Genomic DNA, 18,394 nt, shown 5'->3' on the forward strand with positions numbered 1-18,394 from the left:
GGTGTATGAAATAATGTTTTTAGACACAAAAATATCCCAGTGACTATGATATGATTGAAATACTTAACCAAGTTTACTCAATCATCCACCCTACAAGGAGGTCATAGTCAATGAGACTACTTAATAGTAAACAAGGTTTAAGAAGAAGTCAATTCGCAAAAGAACTTAAAGGTGCTGATTTAGAAAAGGTATTACTTGTTCCAATTGATGTTTCAAAGGTTTTACAGAAATCCATGATCTTAAATTACTTTGGTGAAGTGATTCAGACATCATTTTCCTTCATGGTTAATCATACTGGAATGAAGTATCTTATCCAAAAGATTGAAGATGCCAAACATTCATGCCGTGCTGAGAAAGTATTTGTTGGTATAGAAGCAACTGGCCACCACTTATCTTTCAAAAAAAACTAAAAACAGCACCCCGCGAGGTGCTGTTTTTATGTTTTCAAATGACTTGCTGATTAACGATCAACGACAACAATGAACTCATAAATCGTTTTGCTTGTTGTTGGGTCATTGTACACATTTAAGATATCGCCATCGCTTAGATCACTAAGTTTTAGAATCTTCTTCGCTGGATCTGCTAAATGGGAGATATCGATATCATAATAGTAGGAATCTGCACCATAACGGTCTACATTGATGAAGAAGGTTGGGTCAACATCCTCATCTCCACCAGCTGCCATTACTTCAATGACACCGTTCTTCGCATCAACACCACTGCTTACGATTTCTAACTTATCCCATGTAAATGTGACATCATATCCAGATGTTACTGCAAAATCTTGTTTAACAAGTTTACCAACTAATACGTTATCAATACCATCCGTAAACTTACCATCAGCATTTGCATCCACATATAATTCCATCGTGTCACTTGAAACCTCATTGGTAACAAAGTCTACATCACCATAAACATCACTGGTTACAGCAATGGAAGCATTGTTAAATGCAGCTGTGGTTAATTTAGATGGATTGACGGCATTAAAGGATTCTTTTGCAACCGGAGTTGCTTTGTCAATCTCATTACCACTAATTGTGATGATGAATAACTTGCCTTCTTTTAGATCATTTTTGTTTGATAGATCGCCAGCATATAGTTCAACAGCTTGATCCTCAATTGCCATCGTTACATATAAGCCATCACTCTTCACAGTACGTTTAAGTACTAAACCATAATCAGATTTGCCTAAGGAAACATCACCATCATGGATAACCACAAGTGCTTCTAATTCATTATCATCCACTTTGGCAACGACATCAAAGTCGCCACTAATGTCTTCTAAAGAGTTCCAATCAGTAGCTTCAAGGAACTTCTGATCGTAAATAGCTGTATCTTCTGTCACATAATAACCCTTACCATCGATTTCAATGATATCATAATCATCATCGATATCTGCTTGAGTTAAACCAGTATCTGCAACTGTACCAGATTGAGTTCCATCTAATACATCGATTGAAGCAACAGAGCCATCACTATTAAATTCAACATCAACCAATGTTCCTGGAGTTAATAGAGATTGAACTTCTGTCAAATCTGCTGCTTTATCTAGTTCTTTAAGAGCACCATTAAATTCAGTATCATCCTCAGTTAATTCATAGGCCACTTCTTCATTGTTTGCATTTACAAATTCAATATAGTATTCTGTTGAAGCGGTTCTGGATACCCATGGTGCTTCTGTCACCATTAATGGTATATCTTCGCTGCTTCCTACACCATTTACGATATGACGGCCATAGTTCCAACCATCTGTAGCATCTTGATATTTACCTAAGTAAACCGTAACCTCTGTTCCAACCATGTCCTCAAGATCCGTTAGGTTTGCACTTGGAACATCATCCTCAGGTGTACCTAACAAGGTAACCTCATCGTTTTCATCAAGGCTATAAGTAAAGTTAGGTCCTACATAGATTGTTTTGCCATCGACAACTAATGAGTAATCCCAGTATTTGTTCGAATCAGCATCAATGGATTCTAATTCACCAGTGATTTTGCCATTATAAGCAGCTAGGACATATTCTCCACCTTCTGCTTCCCAGAAGTATAGAACATCATCCTTGTCCAAATCTTCTAAACTAGCCATTTCATCATTTTTCATGATGACATAAGTTTCGCCATCAAGTCTCAATGTTGACTCATTTTCACTATCTCTGAAATACTTCACTTTCTCATCATCAACATTTACACTTGTAACTACAACTGGATCATCATAGTTTCTTTGATCCATAAAGACGATCTCATCGTCATCATTTAAGATTACGCGTCCGGCAACTTCTCCTAAATAACCATAGCCAACGCCTTTTTCGCTAGAAGCCATTCTTTCAAGATTACTAACTCGCTCGTAGTTGTAGTAAACAACCGCATTGTCGGCTAATTTGAACGTATCATCGGCTTCATCTAAGGAGACTTCGATGTCATCTTTACCAATGTCTAACCCTACACCGCCCTGAATATCAACGATATAATCCCACTCGATGATATCCTTCTTGTCAGTTGTTACGCCTACATAAAGAACGGTTTCGTCATCTTCTAATTTTCCATCATTGTCTAAATCCTTGACAAAGATTGTCGCTTCATATCCCAAGAATTGGTCAATTGCCAGTTTATCATTAACTGTGAAGGTGTATTCTTTTCCACCATCTTCTTCAGATAATTTTACAACGACTTCATCGTTGTCTAAATCAGTAAGGGAATAAGCTGGAGTTTCTGCAACAACCACTTCATCATACTCGAATACGTTTAAGTATTCGGAAAGTAAGGTTTCCCCTTTTTGCTCTTCAAATTCTAAATCGTCACCATATTTAACTCTTTCCATCAAATCGATATCTAAAGAGTTATTGATCAAAATGGCAACATCTCCGCGCAATGCAGGCTTACTTTGATTAAATTGAAGATTTCCTGTAATGCCGATCTCTGCGCCCTTTAATAAGTAATTAGAAGGCCAATTTGTTCCTTCAACAGCTGGCTCATAGCCTAATACGCGAACAAGCATGGTAATTGCTTCACCATAGGTTACTTTATCCGTTGGCTTAAATGTACCATCGCCATGTCCCTTAATAATTCCCTTTGCCGTTGCAAGGTTGATATAGCCACTATACCATTGGTTAGCCGCTACATCAGGGAACTTGGTTGCGCCACCTGAAGACTTGGCTGTAGCATCAAGGCCAATTGCTCGAATCGCCATCGCTGCAAATTCAGCTCTCGTAATATCTTGTTCTGGTTTGAATGTTCCATCATTGAATCCTGTCATAATACCTAATGCAACTAATCTGTCAACCGCTTCAGCATATTGTGTTCCTTCTACATCACTAAGTTCAGCAGCAAAGGTTGGTGTCACTATAGAGAATATCATCATCAGTGATAAAACTAGTGACAAAACTTTTTTTCTACTCATCCATTGTTTCCTCCTCTTTAATTCTTCTTTCTTGTGTTCAGTTGAATCGACTTTTGAAATAGAATCACCCCCAAAAAATTTCTTTTATATAAACACTTGGTCTTTTAAAGAATCCAAGATGTTTGAAAGGGAATCGGGTAACGTTTTACTCCTCTATCGAATAAATCATGAAAAGAAAGCATTGCTTTCTTCTTTAGCTTTTAAAAAGCCCCCCCTTTAGGTTTAAAGGGGGATTAAAGAGGAGAAACAAAGGTCACGAAAGCAAATACCAAGGTTATGAGTAAGCACTTACTTATTTGTGACCGTTGTTTAAAGCAATCACCGTAGTGATTACTTACTACTATAAAATACCACTATTTTCTTCTTGCTGTCAATCTAAAAAATAATCTTTTTCTAAACTTTTTAAAAGATGTAGGGTAACCCCTTCAAAATCCTTTAAATCGTCCCATTCATCAAAGAACTGCGCTAGATCATCAAATAGCAAATCAGAGACTTTTAAAGTATGAATAAATAGAAAAGTTACTAGAATTGAAATCGCTAGACTGATTTGTTCCTGATCTAGCTGTTTTTTTACGTCTGAGTGAAAAAATCTTTTTTCAAGCATGACCTTCAACATTTGATAATTGAGTCCTATTTCTTGATTGACCATCGAATTTCTCCTCTATTTTTGTTCTCTCAAATAATGAATAGATCACAGGGATGACAATCAGTGTTAACAAGGTGGATACAGTTAATCCACCAACTACCACTGTCGCCATCGGCGCATGGGTTTCCGCCCCTTCCCCAATCCCTAATGCCAATGGAAACAACCCTAGTACAGTTGTCAATGTCGTCATTAAGATCGGGTGTAATCGAGTTGGGCCGGCCTTTAATAAGGCTTCATAGACAGACATTCCCTCTTTTCGAAGCTGATTAGTATATTCAATCAGTACAATCGCATTACTCACTACAATTCCAACCAGCATAATAATCCCTAGTAAAGCGGGAACACTGATTGCCCTTCCTGTAAGCACTAAGCTTAGGGATACACCAAATAAGGTTAATGGCAATGTGAACATAATGACAAAAGGATGCTTGTATGATTCAAATTCTGCAGCCATAACCATATAGATTAAGACGACAGCTAAGATAAAGGCGAACCCTAAATCCCCAAAGGACTCTTCCATGTCCTTACTTTCCCCACCAAATTCAATTGAAAAGTCAGAAGGAATATTTAATGAGTCAATTTTTGCCATAATGTCACTGTTGATGCCTTTTAAATCTCGGCCATAAATGGCAGCCGTAATGTAAGACATCCTTACCTTATCCTCACGATTGATTGAGGTTGGCCCTTGTGATTTTTCAATATCGACTAATTCACTTAATGGGATTTGCCGTCCTACCTTCGGTGAGAATACATAGATTTGGTTTAAGTCATTTAACCTCTGAATGTCGTTTTCACGATATTGGACGCGAATATCCATCTCTTGCCCATTAGAGCGATAAACACTTACCACTTCCCCATTCACCGCTGTTCTTAACGTTTTGCTGATACTAAATATATCAAGCCCGTAATCCTTTAATTTTTCCCGTTGGAAAGTTAATTGAGCTTCCGGTTTCCCTTGACTAAAGCTGCTTTTTGCATCCCTTGTACCAGGTACGCTTCTCACGATTCCTAATACATCATCGGTTATCCTTTTTAAGGTTTCTTGATCATTTCCTTTAATCGAAATAAAAACAGGATCGGCAGAAAATAAACTTGATGCAATAAAGCCTTTTTCTTGCACCTTAATATCGACACCAGGAAGATTAAATTTGGCGCGTAGACCATCAACAATTTCTGCAGTCGATTGTGTTCGCTCTGCCATATCAACCAAGGTTACATCGATGATTGCATAATCTGGTAAATCAATTTGCACATTGGCATTTTTACTCGTTCCCATCGTAACAAGGGTCATGTCTACCTCTGGGATTTCCTCTAACTGGCTTAGGATTCCTTTCACCACTTGATCGGTTTCCTCTACTTGAGAGCCACTAGGCATTTCGATTTCAATACTAAACTCCCCACTATCCATTTTAGGCATAAACTCCCCGCCAACAAATGGAACTAACGCTACCCCGAGTAAGAAGGTAATGAGGGCCACCGCTAATACCGATTTTCGATGGTGTAAAGACCATTTTAGTAGCCGTAGATAACCTTTTTCTAAGCGAGTAACATATTTGTTTACTATCTTAGCCATTCCTTCTAATCCATTTAACAGTCGTTTCCCTTTCCCTTGACTACCAGCCTTTTGTTTTAATAAAATTGATGAAAGCATTGGTGTCACGGTCAAGCTAACGGCTAAGGAGGATAAAAGAGCAAAAGTTACCGTTAATGCCAATGGATTAAAAATCTGTGCGGCAAGTCCTTCAACAAACATCATCGGTAAAAAGACGATTACCTTTGTAATGGTCGCAGCTATTACAGCCGTTCCAACTTCTTGAACCCCCAGCTTGGCTGCCTCAATAATTCCCCGCTTTTCTTCATGATAATGGCGATAGATATTTTGCATGACCACAACTGCATCATCCACCATCATCCCGATTCCCAAACCTAATGCACCTAATGTGATTAAGTTGATCGTAATTCCACTAAAGTACATCAGAGAAAAAGTGGTCACAATACTAATTGGAATCGCAATCGAAACAACCAATGTAGACGATATCTTTCCTAAAAATAGATAAAGAATCATAACCGCCAAAGTCGCACCAATCAAACCATCCTTTATTAGGTTTTTAATCGAGGCATTGATAAATTCAGCAGAATCGATGATTTTATTGATCGAAATATTTTCGGGTAATTCCTGCTTGAGCTCTTCCATTTTTGAATTGATCTGTTTAGAAATCTCTACTGTGTTGGCATCTTTCTGTTTATAAACAAAGATGCCGACAGCAGGTTTTCCATTAAAATAGGTTTGTTCACTGGTTTCAATATAGCCTACATCAACCGTTGCGAAATCCTTTAAATAAATCCGTCCGCCACTTGGGATCGTAAAGGTTAAATTTTTCAGTTCATCTAGGCTATTGATTTCTCCCTTGGCTCGAACAGATAATTCTCTACTACCTTCATCCAGTTTTCCTAATGCATAATTTCGGCTATCTTTAGAGATCGTTTCTAGGACAGCAGGAACAGATAAACCATAAGCTTTCATCTTTTCTGGATCTAGCTGAACCTTGATTTCATTCTCTCTTCCTCCAATGATCTCAACCTTGGAAACCCCTTTGATTTTTTCCAGCTCCGGTTTTAAATCGATTTCAGCGGTTTGATAAAGTGTTCCTAACAATTCTTCCCCAGAAAGAGAGTATTGTAGAACCGGTGTGGCAGTGGGGTCCATTTTTTCAACGATTGGATCCTCCAATAGGTCAGTTGGCAAATCATTTCGTACCAAGGCTACTTTATCCTTCACATCAATCGCCGCAATATCTAGGTCGGTTCCCCATTTAAATTGAATCATGATGGTAGATACATCCTGTGAGCTAGTAGATGAAATCGTATCAAGGTTATCTAATGATGCAAATTCATCCTCCAATATTTTTGTAATCTGTGTTTCGATTTCTTGCGGAGAAGCCCCTACGTATTTAGTGGTAACCGTCACAACAGGCATATCCATATCGGGAAAAAGATCAACAGGTAAGCGAAACAACATGGTGATTCCCAGAACGATGCTAATCATCATCACCATCGTGATGGCAACAGGGCGGTCAATGGACACATTGGCTATTTTCACAATGCTTCCCCACCTTTATTTACAAGATCACCGTTCTTCACCATATTCTGTCCTTTAATGATCAGTGAATCACCTTCTTTTAGCCCTTCTATGATCTCGACTTGTTTCCCATCTGTAATTCCTGTTTGAACCTGTGTCTTTACTGCCTTCCCATCTTTCACAAGATAGACATAATGCTCTCCCAATTCCTCAAAGGTAGCATCGACAGGAATCGCGATAATCTTTTCCTTTCGTTCCATTGTGAATAAAACATTAGCTGTCATCCCTGATTTGATCTTTCCATCCAGGTTATTGATTAGAATTTTGATTGGATAGACCTTTGTTTGTGGATCGATCGTTGGACTCACCTCTGTCACAACGCCAGTATAAGGCTCTATAGCAGCAGAAGGGATTTCAACCTGAACCTGAGCTTGAGGATGAACCGAGGAAATTTCCTTTTCAGAAACATCAACTAATGCTGTTACCATTTGGTCATCTAGCACTTGGACTACTGGATTTCCTTGCATCACGAATTCACCAGAATCGAATTTAACAAATCCCACTCTCCCATCAATCGGTGAATGGATCCGTGTATCATTTAGCTTGGCTTGTGCCATCTTCAAATTGGCTTGGGCTAAACCGACCTGTGCTTCAGCAGCACGGATCGTATCCTGACTTGCACCTTCTTCAACCAAGGAGAGTTTTTCAACCGCTGACTTATACGCAGCTTCAGCAAGCTGTAACCCGGAAAGAGCCTGATCATATTGCTGCTTAGAAACCGCATCTGCTTCAAATAATTCCTTCATCCGCTCAAAATTCGTCGTAGCTAGATCAAGCTGGATTTTGGCTTGATTTACCGCTTGGTTTGTTTGTTCTCTTTCTTGTGGCCTTGCCCCATTACGTATATTGGCTAAATTCGCTTGAGCAATCGATAAACTTTTTTGGGCTTGCTCTACTGCTGCTTTTAAATCTTGATTTTCCAATTCAAAAAGCAAGTCTCCTGCTTTCACTGAATCCCCTACATTTACATACACTTTACTTATTTTCCCAGGAATTTTGGTGGATACCAAAACTTCATCGTTTGAGGTAATTTCGCCAACAAGCTTTGTTTGATTTGCCATGGTAGTTGGCTTAATCGTTACCGTTTGAACAGGTATAGCCTGTTGTTGAACGACCTCTTCCTTTGAACAACCAACTGTTGTGAAAAGAAGAGCAGGAATAACCATCATCATCAATAAACCTTTTAATTTTTGCATTTCTTCCCCACCCTAAGCTTATTTGTTACCAATCATATATCCGTACTCATATAGTGCTCGATTGTAATCTAGCTTTGCTTGAAGCTCATCAAGACTTGTTTGCTTCCATAATTGATCCGTATTGGCTAAATCTTGATAGGAAATCATTCCTGCTTTATATTGCTCCAGCATGATCCGATAGGTTTCCTCTACCTTTTCCACCTGCTGTTGCATGACCTGTACTTTTTCAAACAACGAATTGATTTTAATCTGTTGGCTTCGTATCCCTACCTCGACCTTTGACTTGGTTTCTTCAAGCATCGATTGTTTCACTAATTTGCTTGAATAGACCGACTGATAAGCATATGTATTCTCTGGGGAGTATCTTTTTGTCACCTCTAACAGTTTGTCAATCGATTGCAATTCCAAATCTAGCTTTTTAAGAGAAGGGCTATAGGCTAGTCCTTTTGTTAGTTCCTCTTCGTTTAGATTCGCTTTCACTTCGATCTCTTCATTAACAATCGTTAAAGGATTAAGTGGTGGCCGGTTCATCACTTGGTTAAGCTGCATTTTTTTCATTTCAAGATTATTCCTTACTTGTTCTAATTCGCTTTTTACCATCTCTAGCTGAACCTCTGATGATAAGACATCCACTTTTGTGATCGTTCCTACCTTATAATTGAGCTTTGCAATTTTCACTTGTTCTTCTGCCCGTTTGACACCACTTTCTAAAACCTGAATTGCTTGCTGCAAATATAGCGCATCTAAATAGGCATTCGTCGTCATGAGGGCAACATTGTTTTCTTGCTCCTCTTTATCTAATTTGGCAATCTCAAGTTGGATCTTTGCATCAAAGGGAAGAAAATATTTTGCCTTTCCCCCCTCGATAAAGCTTTCTTGTTTACTTGAAATTTGCTTTGAAGAATCCTGCCTTTCCCTAAGTTGAATCTGTTTGCTCTGAATCACATAATCCAATGATTTCAACAAACTATTGTTGGCGATCGATTCATTAATCGCTTCCTCTAATTGCATTTCCCGATCTTCCTTTACGGCCGCTGAAAAAGAATAACTACCCATTGCGAATTGAAGGATGATCATAATGGAAAGAATAATGAGTCCATTCATTTTCTTTCTTTTCAACATCTGACGCAACTCCTTTAGAAGTAATCACTTACTTACTGTATGGATAAATAAAAAATCGATCCGATTTAGAAACTCCTGAACATCCCTTTCAATCTCCCATTCATTTTCAATGGGAATAAATAAAAAGGAAGTCAACATCCCAATCGTCATTCGTAATAAAAGAGAATTTTGTTCCTCTGGGAGTCCAATTCGTCTAACCAATTCCTTTAACATCGTAAGATTTTGTTCAATGATATTGACCTGTTCTGATAGTTCATGATGCATTTCGCTTTCGATTAAAAGCAATTTAATGATCTCGCGATTATGGGCAATAAAAAAGATCCTTTCCTTTAAAAACTCCTTTAGTGCCCTGATCGGAGTATACCCCTGACCTTGAAGGACGAGTTCGATCGACTTTGCCATAATTGGACTAATGGTCGCTAAGAATAGTTCACTTTTCGACGGAAAATAGCGGAATAATGTGACCTCAGAGATGTTCGCTCGTTTGGCTAATTCTAGTGTTGTTGCACCCATATAGCCTCGTTCAATAAAAACCTCTTTGGCTGCCTGAATAATTTGTTCTTCTCTTTCTTCCTTTGTCATCCGTCTTTTCTCCATTTCATCACCACCTTCTTTATAAGTAATTACTTACTAACCATAGTTTATAACCATTCTATTTTTTTGGCAAGGGTTTTTTTTAAAAGAAAAAGACCCATACTCAGAAACGTATGGATCTAGCAAAAACTTTATTCTTTTTGTTCACTTATGACTTCATATTCCCCGCGAACCATGAATACAGCTGTGCCACTCACAATCTTAACACCACGACCATCGTTTCTAGGATAAATCAATTGATGGTTTAACGGGATTTTTGTACCATTCTTCAGATCCGTTGCGCCTGTTACATCAGGTATACCATTTGCATCTTTACTATAGGCTGTCGCTGTACCTGCACGCAGAATCATTTCTGTTCCTGTATTCCCTACTAACAAGTCACCTGCTTTTAAATTTAAGACAATAATCTGTGCAACTTTCACTGTTTCTTCCCCATCAGTAGGTTGTCCACTTGGTAATCCACTTTGCTTAAGTAAGTTGATTTGCTGATCGACATAACTTTTTGTTACGAGCGGATCCTCTTGCGATCCTGGTTCACTTGTTTCACCAGCCATAGCTGTGGTGACAATCGACCCAGCTAAAATCAAAGCACCAATACCTAAACCTAATTTCACCTTATTACTCATATTCAATCTCCTTTTAACAAGTTTGTATAGATTATTGATAGATTCGTACCGTTTTATTTGTTCCATCCCATTCCACCTTCGCATGAAAGGCTTCACTAATGAATCGAAGTGGAACCATGGTTTGACCATTATATAACATCGCTGGAGATTCTAAGGTGATCACTTGGTCTTGTTCCCTTACGTTTCGGTCATTGATCCGTAATTCTATAACTTCATATCCTTTTATAATAGTAATCGTTTGGGTCGTCCCATCCCAAAAAACATACGCTTGTAATTCTTGGCTCACGTATCTAACTGGTACCATAGTTAAACCGTTATTAATAAATGGCTTTTGCTCGGGGAAATTAACGAATTTACCATTCACATAAACGGTTGGCTGTACTAACGTATTCTCCTTCGCTGGTTGAATTTTGACTATTTTGTTAGCTGGATGAGAAGCTAAGATGGCTTCATGTAGTTTTTCTGGTGTAATGGTTGGGTTACCCGCATTGATTCTCGGAACTAAAAATGGATTTGTTCTTCGGTCTGCCATTCCTTTTCTCAATGTAAAGGCCAATTGATAGCCTACTTTTTTTAATGTAGAAACACTATCCTGATTATAAGCTCCAAAGGGATAAGCAAAGGCATATACATGTTTATTTGTAATATTTTCAATCACTTCTCGGTTTAATTCCAAATCATCCTGAATTCGCTTCTCATAGTCACTTTGTGACTCGATGTATTGATCGATAGATAATTTTGTTGTCAAAAAAGGCTTAGGATGATCTTCGCTCGTTTTTCTATGCAAACCATAACTATGACTTTGTAAATCTGCTAATGGATCTTTCGACAACTCTAGCATTTCCTCACTCGTCAATCGTGGTAATCCATTGGGTTTATCAATCCACTCGCCAATCACAAAATTAGTAGAGGGTATATTGTACTTTTTTAATATTTGATAAGCATAATTATAATAGCTTTCATATCCATCATCAAAAGTAATGAGTACACTATTAATTGGTATAGACTCTTTATTGTAAAGAAAATCCTCAAATTGTTGCATCGAAATGAAGTTATATCCTTGTTCTACAAGATACTCAATTTGACTTTGAAATAACTCAGGTGTAATGGTAGCACTACTTTTAAAGTTTGAATCAATATGATGGTACATAATGACCGCTACCCGGTCTCTATAATATTCTGTATTAGAAGCAAAGACAGATGACTGAAGATTGATAAATAGAATCAGTGACATGGCTACAATTAAGAAACTAGCTAAGAATTTCTTGTGTAAATATTTGTTACGATGGGTTCTCTTTCTTTGTTCCACCATTTTTTCCCCTTTGCAGTTTAATAGAATCACATAAACTAATCCTATTCTACCACCAAAATCATCTGCCTACTATACCCCTTCCAACATTTCAATATTAGGTTATTCTTTTTCTAAATCTATCAATTCACCGTAATACTTTGTGTTTTACTATCGTAGTAAATATATAATCCAAATCCCTCACTTAATGCACGAACAGGCAGCATCGTTCTTCCATTTCGAACAAATGGGGCTACATCTAATGCTTTTCGTTCTCCATTTTGGCTCATGTAGGATTGTTCCAACCAAAAATCAAGAACCTTATAATCGTTGATCGCTTCAGCCTTTTGTTCGGAGCTAAACCAATTTACCTGTCCACCTAATAATTCAGAAAAAGCACGGAGGGGTAAAAATGTTCTTCCATTTACAATGATCGGTGCTTGATCTAAGCTTTTTTTCTCATTTCCAACGAGTACTTGTTTTTGATTTAACGTAAATTTTAATGTAGGTTTCTCAGCGATTTCAGCTTTATTCCACTCTTTTATTTGTAAATTGGCAAAAGAGAGCTGTCCTTGGTTAGGCGTTTGATCCGTTGCATTTTCTTGATGAACAACATAGATACTTTTCAACGTAAGTGGATAAGCGACTCCCTTTGGCACAGGAACAGTTAAGGTTTTCCAACCTATCCAATCTACCTTTTTCGCTAGATCAACATAATAGACTTTTCCATTTTTATCCCTAATCTCAGTCCGGAGCCAATGGCCACTATTATCCCCTTTTACATCCAGTGTTAAGAATGCTGGTTCTCCCCTAACATACTTACCTACGGTTCCATACTGAAGATAGACAATACGAAGATCACTAGAATTACCAAAATCATAAGTAAATATTCCTGATTTAAAAGAACCTGTGCCAATCCCCTTTAATCCTTGAATTAAATAAATACCAGGTTGGTCAAACTGATCAATCACTTTTCCTTCTGTTTGAGTACCAATCACTACAGGTACAGCTGTACTAAACCCTTGATAGCTTGCTATCAGCATTCCTACTGATGCTTCGGAGCCCGTGACAGTACCATCTGCTTGTACACTACCTTTTGCTCCAATTAACTGCCATTTTAATAGCTTGGTATCTACGGAGCGTTTAGAACCGTCAGTGAAGCTCATGGTTACAGTTGGTTTCAAGGATTCACCTGTATTGATACGGATTATATCTTGATCAATCTTAATTAGCTTTAGGTCTTCCTTACTATAAACTTTTATCTGATGGGTTTGTGTGGTTTGTCCAAGGGATGATTTGATATTAAATGTCCCTTGTTGGTTAAAGATAAAGTTAAACGGATTCTCTTTATTTTGCTGAACACCTGTTGCTACATCCCACTGAACGCTTACTTCTTTTGGATCGATTGGATTGTAATATTCATCATAAGCACGAGTGATCTGGGCGGTAAGGGTTTCACCCTGCAAAGCGCCCTTTGGTAAGGAAACCTGCCCACCTAATAACTTTCCTTTTGGTGCTGTACTAAATATAGCTAAGGCATTAGGAACCTCTCTCTCAACCCCATATTGAGGAATAGTAACATCTGATAGATTAAAAGTACCTAAACCACGAGCAACCATTGTTGTCGAGCCGCCACCATCTAGATTGACCGCTTTCCAGACACCACGGTGGATTAAAAAGGTACTCAGTTCATCTAATGTCATCCCAACACTGTTTTTGCTTTTTTCTGCTGTAACCAGATATAGATAGCGCTTATCTTGGGAATAACCAACTGCTGTACGTGCGTGGTTTCCTTTAATCTCATAAGTGATTTTTGCCTTTTGTCCTTCATCTACTAATAGAGTTGAACCATCAATTGCTGTTAACCATTTTTGATCAGGATTAAGCTTAAAATCTACTTGGATCGTTTCACCTATACGAACATGCTGTTTTAAAAAGACTTGAGCCTCACCATGTCCTAATAATAAGTAGGCACCATTTGGGATTTCATCAACAGCCTGATTATCTAGCATTTGCGTTACTATTCCGTTCTCGACTAATACAATCGTATACTCGCCTAAAGCATCACCTACCCAATTCTTCATATTCCATTTATCTGTGTACATATGAAGTCGATTTTGGTGGCTATTACCACTAAAACGGAAGCCTGAGTTATATTGGGTTTTGTTCACTCCATACAATTGAAACTTACTTCCATCTTCTGTTGTTACTTCTGCATCAAAATCTAAACGGTCAATAAAAGGAACTCCATTTTGATCAATCATCAATGCATTTTTGGAATGAATATAGCCTGGAGATGTAATCATTTGTCCATTTTGAATCGTCGCACCAAACGGAGCACCCTCTGCGGCAAGTGTAAAAAAGTCGCCATTCACCGCTGCAACGGCCCCAGTTTCTTTGGCCATATTGATCGGGCGTTGCTTATTACCGGTCATCCCCTCTATACCTACCATCGTATCTACTTTAATATAAGGATTCTTCAAATCTACTTCGATCAGATTGATTTTAACATTACCTGTAGAGTCTTCCAATTCCACTTCTCTAGTTTTGCCCCAGCAGTAATCCATTCCGAAGATACTAGATTTCCACTTGGGACACTCTCAGCTGCTATTGCTCCATGAATAGAAGGAAACATGGATAGTAGCATAGCCAGTACAGTGGTTACTTTAGCTAAGATTTGCAACCGTTTTTTCATTTTTTGCTACCTCTCCCTACCTTTTTTAGAATTTCTCTACCATATAGACGTACAAAAAAATGAAAAGTTGCTAGGAAAAAAAGTAGCAATAACAAAAAAGAAAGCCTTTCTTTGATGAAAGGCCCTCTAATTCTTCATTTTTATTTAGGTAATTTTTTTAGCTTTTGCATTAAGCGGTATGAGATGGTCGCTGCTTCAGCCCGAGACATGAATGATCTTGGATTAAAGACAATACTATCTCCTAATTGACTACCACTCATGACTTTTGCTTTAATCACCGCTTCAATATAGGGTGCAGCATAAAGGTTGATACTTTCTCCGTCAGCAAACATTTTTGCTAAATTTAATTTAGAACGTTCTGCATTAGAAGTAATCTTTAAATTGGCTGCACGAGCGATCATCGTTGCCGCTTGTTCCCGGGTTAAATAGCCGTCTGGGTTAAAGAGTCCATCACTTTCACCACGAATAATTCCTGCCCGAGCAGCTGTTTCAATATATTCATAAGAATAAAACTCTGGATCTGGATCCAATAATGGACTGACATCTTTAAATGTTGGGTTAATCGGTCTTCCTCTTTCATCATATGGACCTGCATCGATTGGAATATCTAATGCTTTAACAAGAAGTGTTGCTAGTTCTCCTCTTGTAGTTAATAGGTCAGCACCAAAACGATTACGTTCTGCAGGAATCATTAATCCCTTAGAATACATGGTTTGTAGATAGTTTGCTGCCCAAGGATGTTTAACAATATCGTTAAAACTTCCTCTTTTTGCCATTACTGTATAATATCCAAATTCATTAATCGGTGCTGTTACTGTTTTTGCTTTTGTATTCACGACCCCACCTAAATTTACCCACTCTCTTTTCTCAGGATCAAAATGGTAGATCGCTAACAAGTTTTGCGCATCATCACGAATACTTTGATCAAATTGAATCGTTATTTCCCCTTGGTTATTAGGAACCAGCCCTGCATCCACATTAGTAAGATCTCCGTTTGCCTCAATCCAATACAATTGACCTGCATACCCTGTATTATCTGGTGGGAGAATATAATATTTCATATATCTATCCCAAATCCCATTAAAATCTTCAAAGGTATACTCGTCACCATCCCAAATAATTCGTTGTCCTGTTTTTCGATTAACAATACTAAAATCTAAATACTCATCAGCCTTATAATCTACGATTGAAGAGCTTCCTTTTTCAATCAACCAGGTATTCTTTGGAAATTCAAGCAGCACCTTTTTATCAAAGACATCCATTTTTCCTTTACCTGTGAAAACTTCTTTATACCTGGCTCCTTCTTTCGGTGTGGCTGCATAATAAATCTCAAACTGATATTTACTACTATTTCCATTTCTAACTACAGTATAGGTAATTTTATTCTTACCGTTCTTTAAGAAAACGTCAGCTTTAAACTGTTTTGCCTCACTATCACTAATTGGTTCAGCTACTGCTTCAGTTTTATCTATGATCACTTGCTCAGCTTCTGCTTCAATGATCACTTCAATAAAGTTACTATTCACTACTTTTTGGTCAGGTAAAACGGGTTGAATCAATTTCACCGGTTGTGGTGAGCGAGTAACATATATTTTGGCACTTTTTGAAGATCCATCTTGACTAATTGCTTCAATTTCAAAGGTATTCGCCCCATCATTTAGACGTATGGATCGATCAGTTACTACCTTGTTGTTTGTTAAGTCTAACTTAAGATAAATGTCATTACCAGTTGCTTCTGGATAGACTTTATCATTTTGTACATCAATATATACTGCTCGTTGACCATTGTAATAGAAGACCAATTCCTTTGCATTATTAAAGTTCATCGTCAAGTCAATATACCTAGAATCAGTCTCAAAGATATTGGTGTCTGTTTCAGTCAGCGTATATCGACTACTTACACTTGGAGTAATATCAACAAATGGGCCATCACCTTTAAAGTAGAATAAAGTTAGCTTCGTCTTTGTTCTTACCGCTCCATCTGTTACCTCAATCGTAATTTCATTGGCTCCTACACCTAAATCTGTGAGGCTAAACGAAAAGGTTCCATTTGTTTTATCGATTGTTAAAAGAGCGCTTTGATTTGTATAAACCGTGCTTCCATACGCATTTTCAACAGTAATGGTCATATTGTCCATTTCAGTTGTAGGAATATTGATAAATTCCCCTATCATGGTATCAATATTTAAACCATCCGTTCCCCCGATTCGATCTCCATTTACTAAGTTGGTAATCTTAACGTCTGGAGTACTTACATATTGAACAGTATAGATTTCCATATTTTCTGATTCTGGCGCTGCTGGATATACCTCAAAAAAGTTATCGCCTGGTTGAAGATCAACAGTCACTTTATAGGTTGGTGCTTTCGTTGCATCGATATTGGCAACTGGAACAGCATTTGTTTGTCTTGTGCCATTTCCATCCACATAAACATGATTGATGAACTGATCTAAATCAGTAACCGTATTACTTGTTGTAATATAAAAGGTTAGGGTTCGAATCGTTGCTGTATCAGAAAGCCCAGATGTACTTACCACATAATTTGAAGACGTATTTAAATATTTTAATTTATAGGTTTGTGGTTGATAGGTTGTCCCATCTGCCAGTGTAAACGTAAAAGAAAGATCATTGATATCAGGATGTTTAATTGTATCAAATTCAAGGGTAAAAGAATCCGCCCCTTCATTGGTTAATGTGTAATTCGTTGTTTGTCCGTCATTTGTAGCGATCGATCCACTAATCGTAGTTTGACTATCAAAATCATTTCTTGTGATAATAAAACTTCCACCATTATAAGTCACCTTCAACTGATCATTTGCATCATTAAAGTTATAAACGTCGCCACTAACAGTTAATGGTTTAGTAGAAAAATTCATAGATGGAAGTAAATCTTGGCCATCTATTTGTCCAAGAATATAGGGTACTCCTTGTGGTTCATAATAAACATCCAATGTGAGTGGATAAGTTTTCGTTTGATTCTCTGCTTGAATGGTGATGGAATTCTTCCCTAATTGTAAAGGAAGATCAGTAAAGGCAAATTCATCCTGGAGTTTCATTAACAGTCCATCGTATTCAACCCCATTAACAACAGCTACGATCGAATCAGCATTATATACCTTACCTGTTAGCATCACTTGATTATTATTATAGGTTAAATCATCTGTAATCCTGTTATCTTGTCTTAAATCTTGTGAATCATTATATAAAACTGAAGTGATAAATGGTAGATTCGTATATTCAACATATTTCGTATCTGATACTGTTTGGCCTTGATAAATACCATATACTTTAATTCCATTTAATCCTTCATATAACTGAACATCGTTAAAGGTAAAATTAGATCCTGAGATATCAGGCTTATCTGCCCCATCTTTATGTTTAATCTCAATAAGTCTCCCATTATCTATTCTATATTGGGTGATGGTATAACCTAAATCGGTAACACCATAGGCACTACCGGAGATATTGATTGTTGGCTTATTAACCTGTGTCGGTTGTTGTTCTGTACCCAATGGATCTGTAATTACAATTGGTGCTCTCTCCTCTGCTTTGACAAAAGCAGTGAAAGGAACTAACGAAATGACAAGTGCTAATGCAATAAAAAGACTTAACCATTTCTTAAATGCATAATTCATCATATCCTCTCCCTCGTCTAATTGGTCTTCTATATATATCGGAAGAATAGCAGTAAACT

General features: G+C 37.6%; 12 protein-coding genes. 1 reads left to right on the forward strand and 11 read right to left on the reverse strand.

All coding sequences use genetic code 11. The features are described from left to right. Positions 1 to 110 precede the first annotated feature (110 nt). On the forward strand, positions 111 to 410 hold the full coding sequence (locus tag U473_RS11025) for a hypothetical protein (RefSeq protein ID WP_068726323.1): 300 nt from the start codon (positions 111 to 113) through the stop codon (positions 408 to 410). Between the two features lie 50 nt (positions 411 to 460). Here U473_RS11025 and U473_RS11030 read toward each other — a convergent pair whose 3' ends face one another. The 11 genes from U473_RS11030 to U473_RS11080 all read right to left on the reverse strand — a co-directional run bounded on the left by U473_RS11030 (position 461) and on the right by U473_RS11080 (position 18,335). Further along, positions 461 to 3,394 carry an S-layer homology domain-containing protein gene (locus U473_RS11030; RefSeq protein ID WP_068726325.1) on the reverse strand — a complete coding sequence of 978 codons (2,934 nt, stop codon included), beginning with the start codon at positions 3,392 to 3,394 and terminating at the stop codon, positions 461 to 463. Positions 3,395 to 3,764: 370 nt separating this feature from the next. After that, the gene (locus tag U473_RS11035; protein WP_068726327.1) at positions 3,765 to 4,043 is read right to left on the reverse strand and encodes a hypothetical protein; all 279 of its coding nucleotides are present in this window, start codon (positions 4,041 to 4,043) and stop codon (positions 3,765 to 3,767) included. Further along, on the reverse strand, positions 3,991 to 7,140 hold the full coding sequence (locus tag U473_RS11040; protein ID WP_068726330.1) for an efflux RND transporter permease subunit: 3,150 nt from the start codon (positions 7,138 to 7,140) through the stop codon (positions 3,991 to 3,993). Before U473_RS11040 ends, U473_RS11035 begins: the two co-directional genes overlap by 53 nt. Further along, positions 7,137 to 8,375, reverse strand: a complete 1,239-nt coding sequence (locus U473_RS11045; RefSeq protein ID WP_068726332.1) for an efflux RND transporter periplasmic adaptor subunit — start codon at positions 8,373 to 8,375, stop codon at positions 7,137 to 7,139. The genes U473_RS11040 and U473_RS11045 overlap by 4 nt, the downstream gene beginning before the upstream one ends. Before the next feature lie 18 nt (positions 8,376 to 8,393). Further along, entirely contained in the window at positions 8,394 to 9,497 is a 1,104-nt protein-coding gene (locus U473_RS11050) for a TolC family protein (protein WP_068726335.1), read from the reverse strand. A gap of 24 nt (positions 9,498 to 9,521) precedes the next feature. Beyond that, on the reverse strand, positions 9,522 to 10,094 hold the full coding sequence (locus tag U473_RS11055) for a TetR/AcrR family transcriptional regulator (RefSeq protein ID WP_068726337.1): 573 nt from the start codon (positions 10,092 to 10,094) through the stop codon (positions 9,522 to 9,524). Between the two features lie 128 nt (positions 10,095 to 10,222). Next, a complete protein-coding gene (locus U473_RS11060; protein ID WP_068726339.1) occupies positions 10,223 to 10,717 on the reverse strand; it encodes a hypothetical protein in 495 nt (164 codons plus the stop codon). Between the two features lie 31 nt (positions 10,718 to 10,748). Further along, positions 10,749 to 12,026, reverse strand: coding sequence for a stalk domain-containing protein (locus U473_RS11065; RefSeq protein WP_068726341.1), 1,278 nt, complete (start codon positions 12,024 to 12,026; stop codon positions 10,749 to 10,751). A gap of 122 nt (positions 12,027 to 12,148) precedes the next feature. Further along, the gene (locus U473_RS11070) at positions 12,149 to 14,536 is read right to left on the reverse strand and encodes a stalk domain-containing protein (protein WP_068726343.1); all 2,388 of its coding nucleotides are present in this window, start codon (positions 14,534 to 14,536) and stop codon (positions 12,149 to 12,151) included. Beyond that, positions 14,500 to 14,700, reverse strand: coding sequence for a hypothetical protein (locus U473_RS14830; protein ID WP_068726345.1), 201 nt, complete (start codon positions 14,698 to 14,700; stop codon positions 14,500 to 14,502). Before U473_RS14830 ends, U473_RS11070 begins: the two co-directional genes overlap by 37 nt. Before the next feature lie 140 nt (positions 14,701 to 14,840). Then, on the reverse strand, positions 14,841 to 18,335 hold the full coding sequence (locus tag U473_RS11080) for an S-layer homology domain-containing protein (protein ID WP_068726347.1): 3,495 nt from the start codon (positions 18,333 to 18,335) through the stop codon (positions 14,841 to 14,843). Positions 18,336 to 18,394: the final 59 nt, after the last annotated feature.

The sequence above is a fragment of the Tepidibacillus decaturensis genome, from assembly GCF_001561915.1.
GTDB classification, from domain to species: Bacteria; Bacillota; Bacilli; order Tepidibacillales; family Tepidibacillaceae; genus Tepidibacillus_B; species Tepidibacillus_B infernus.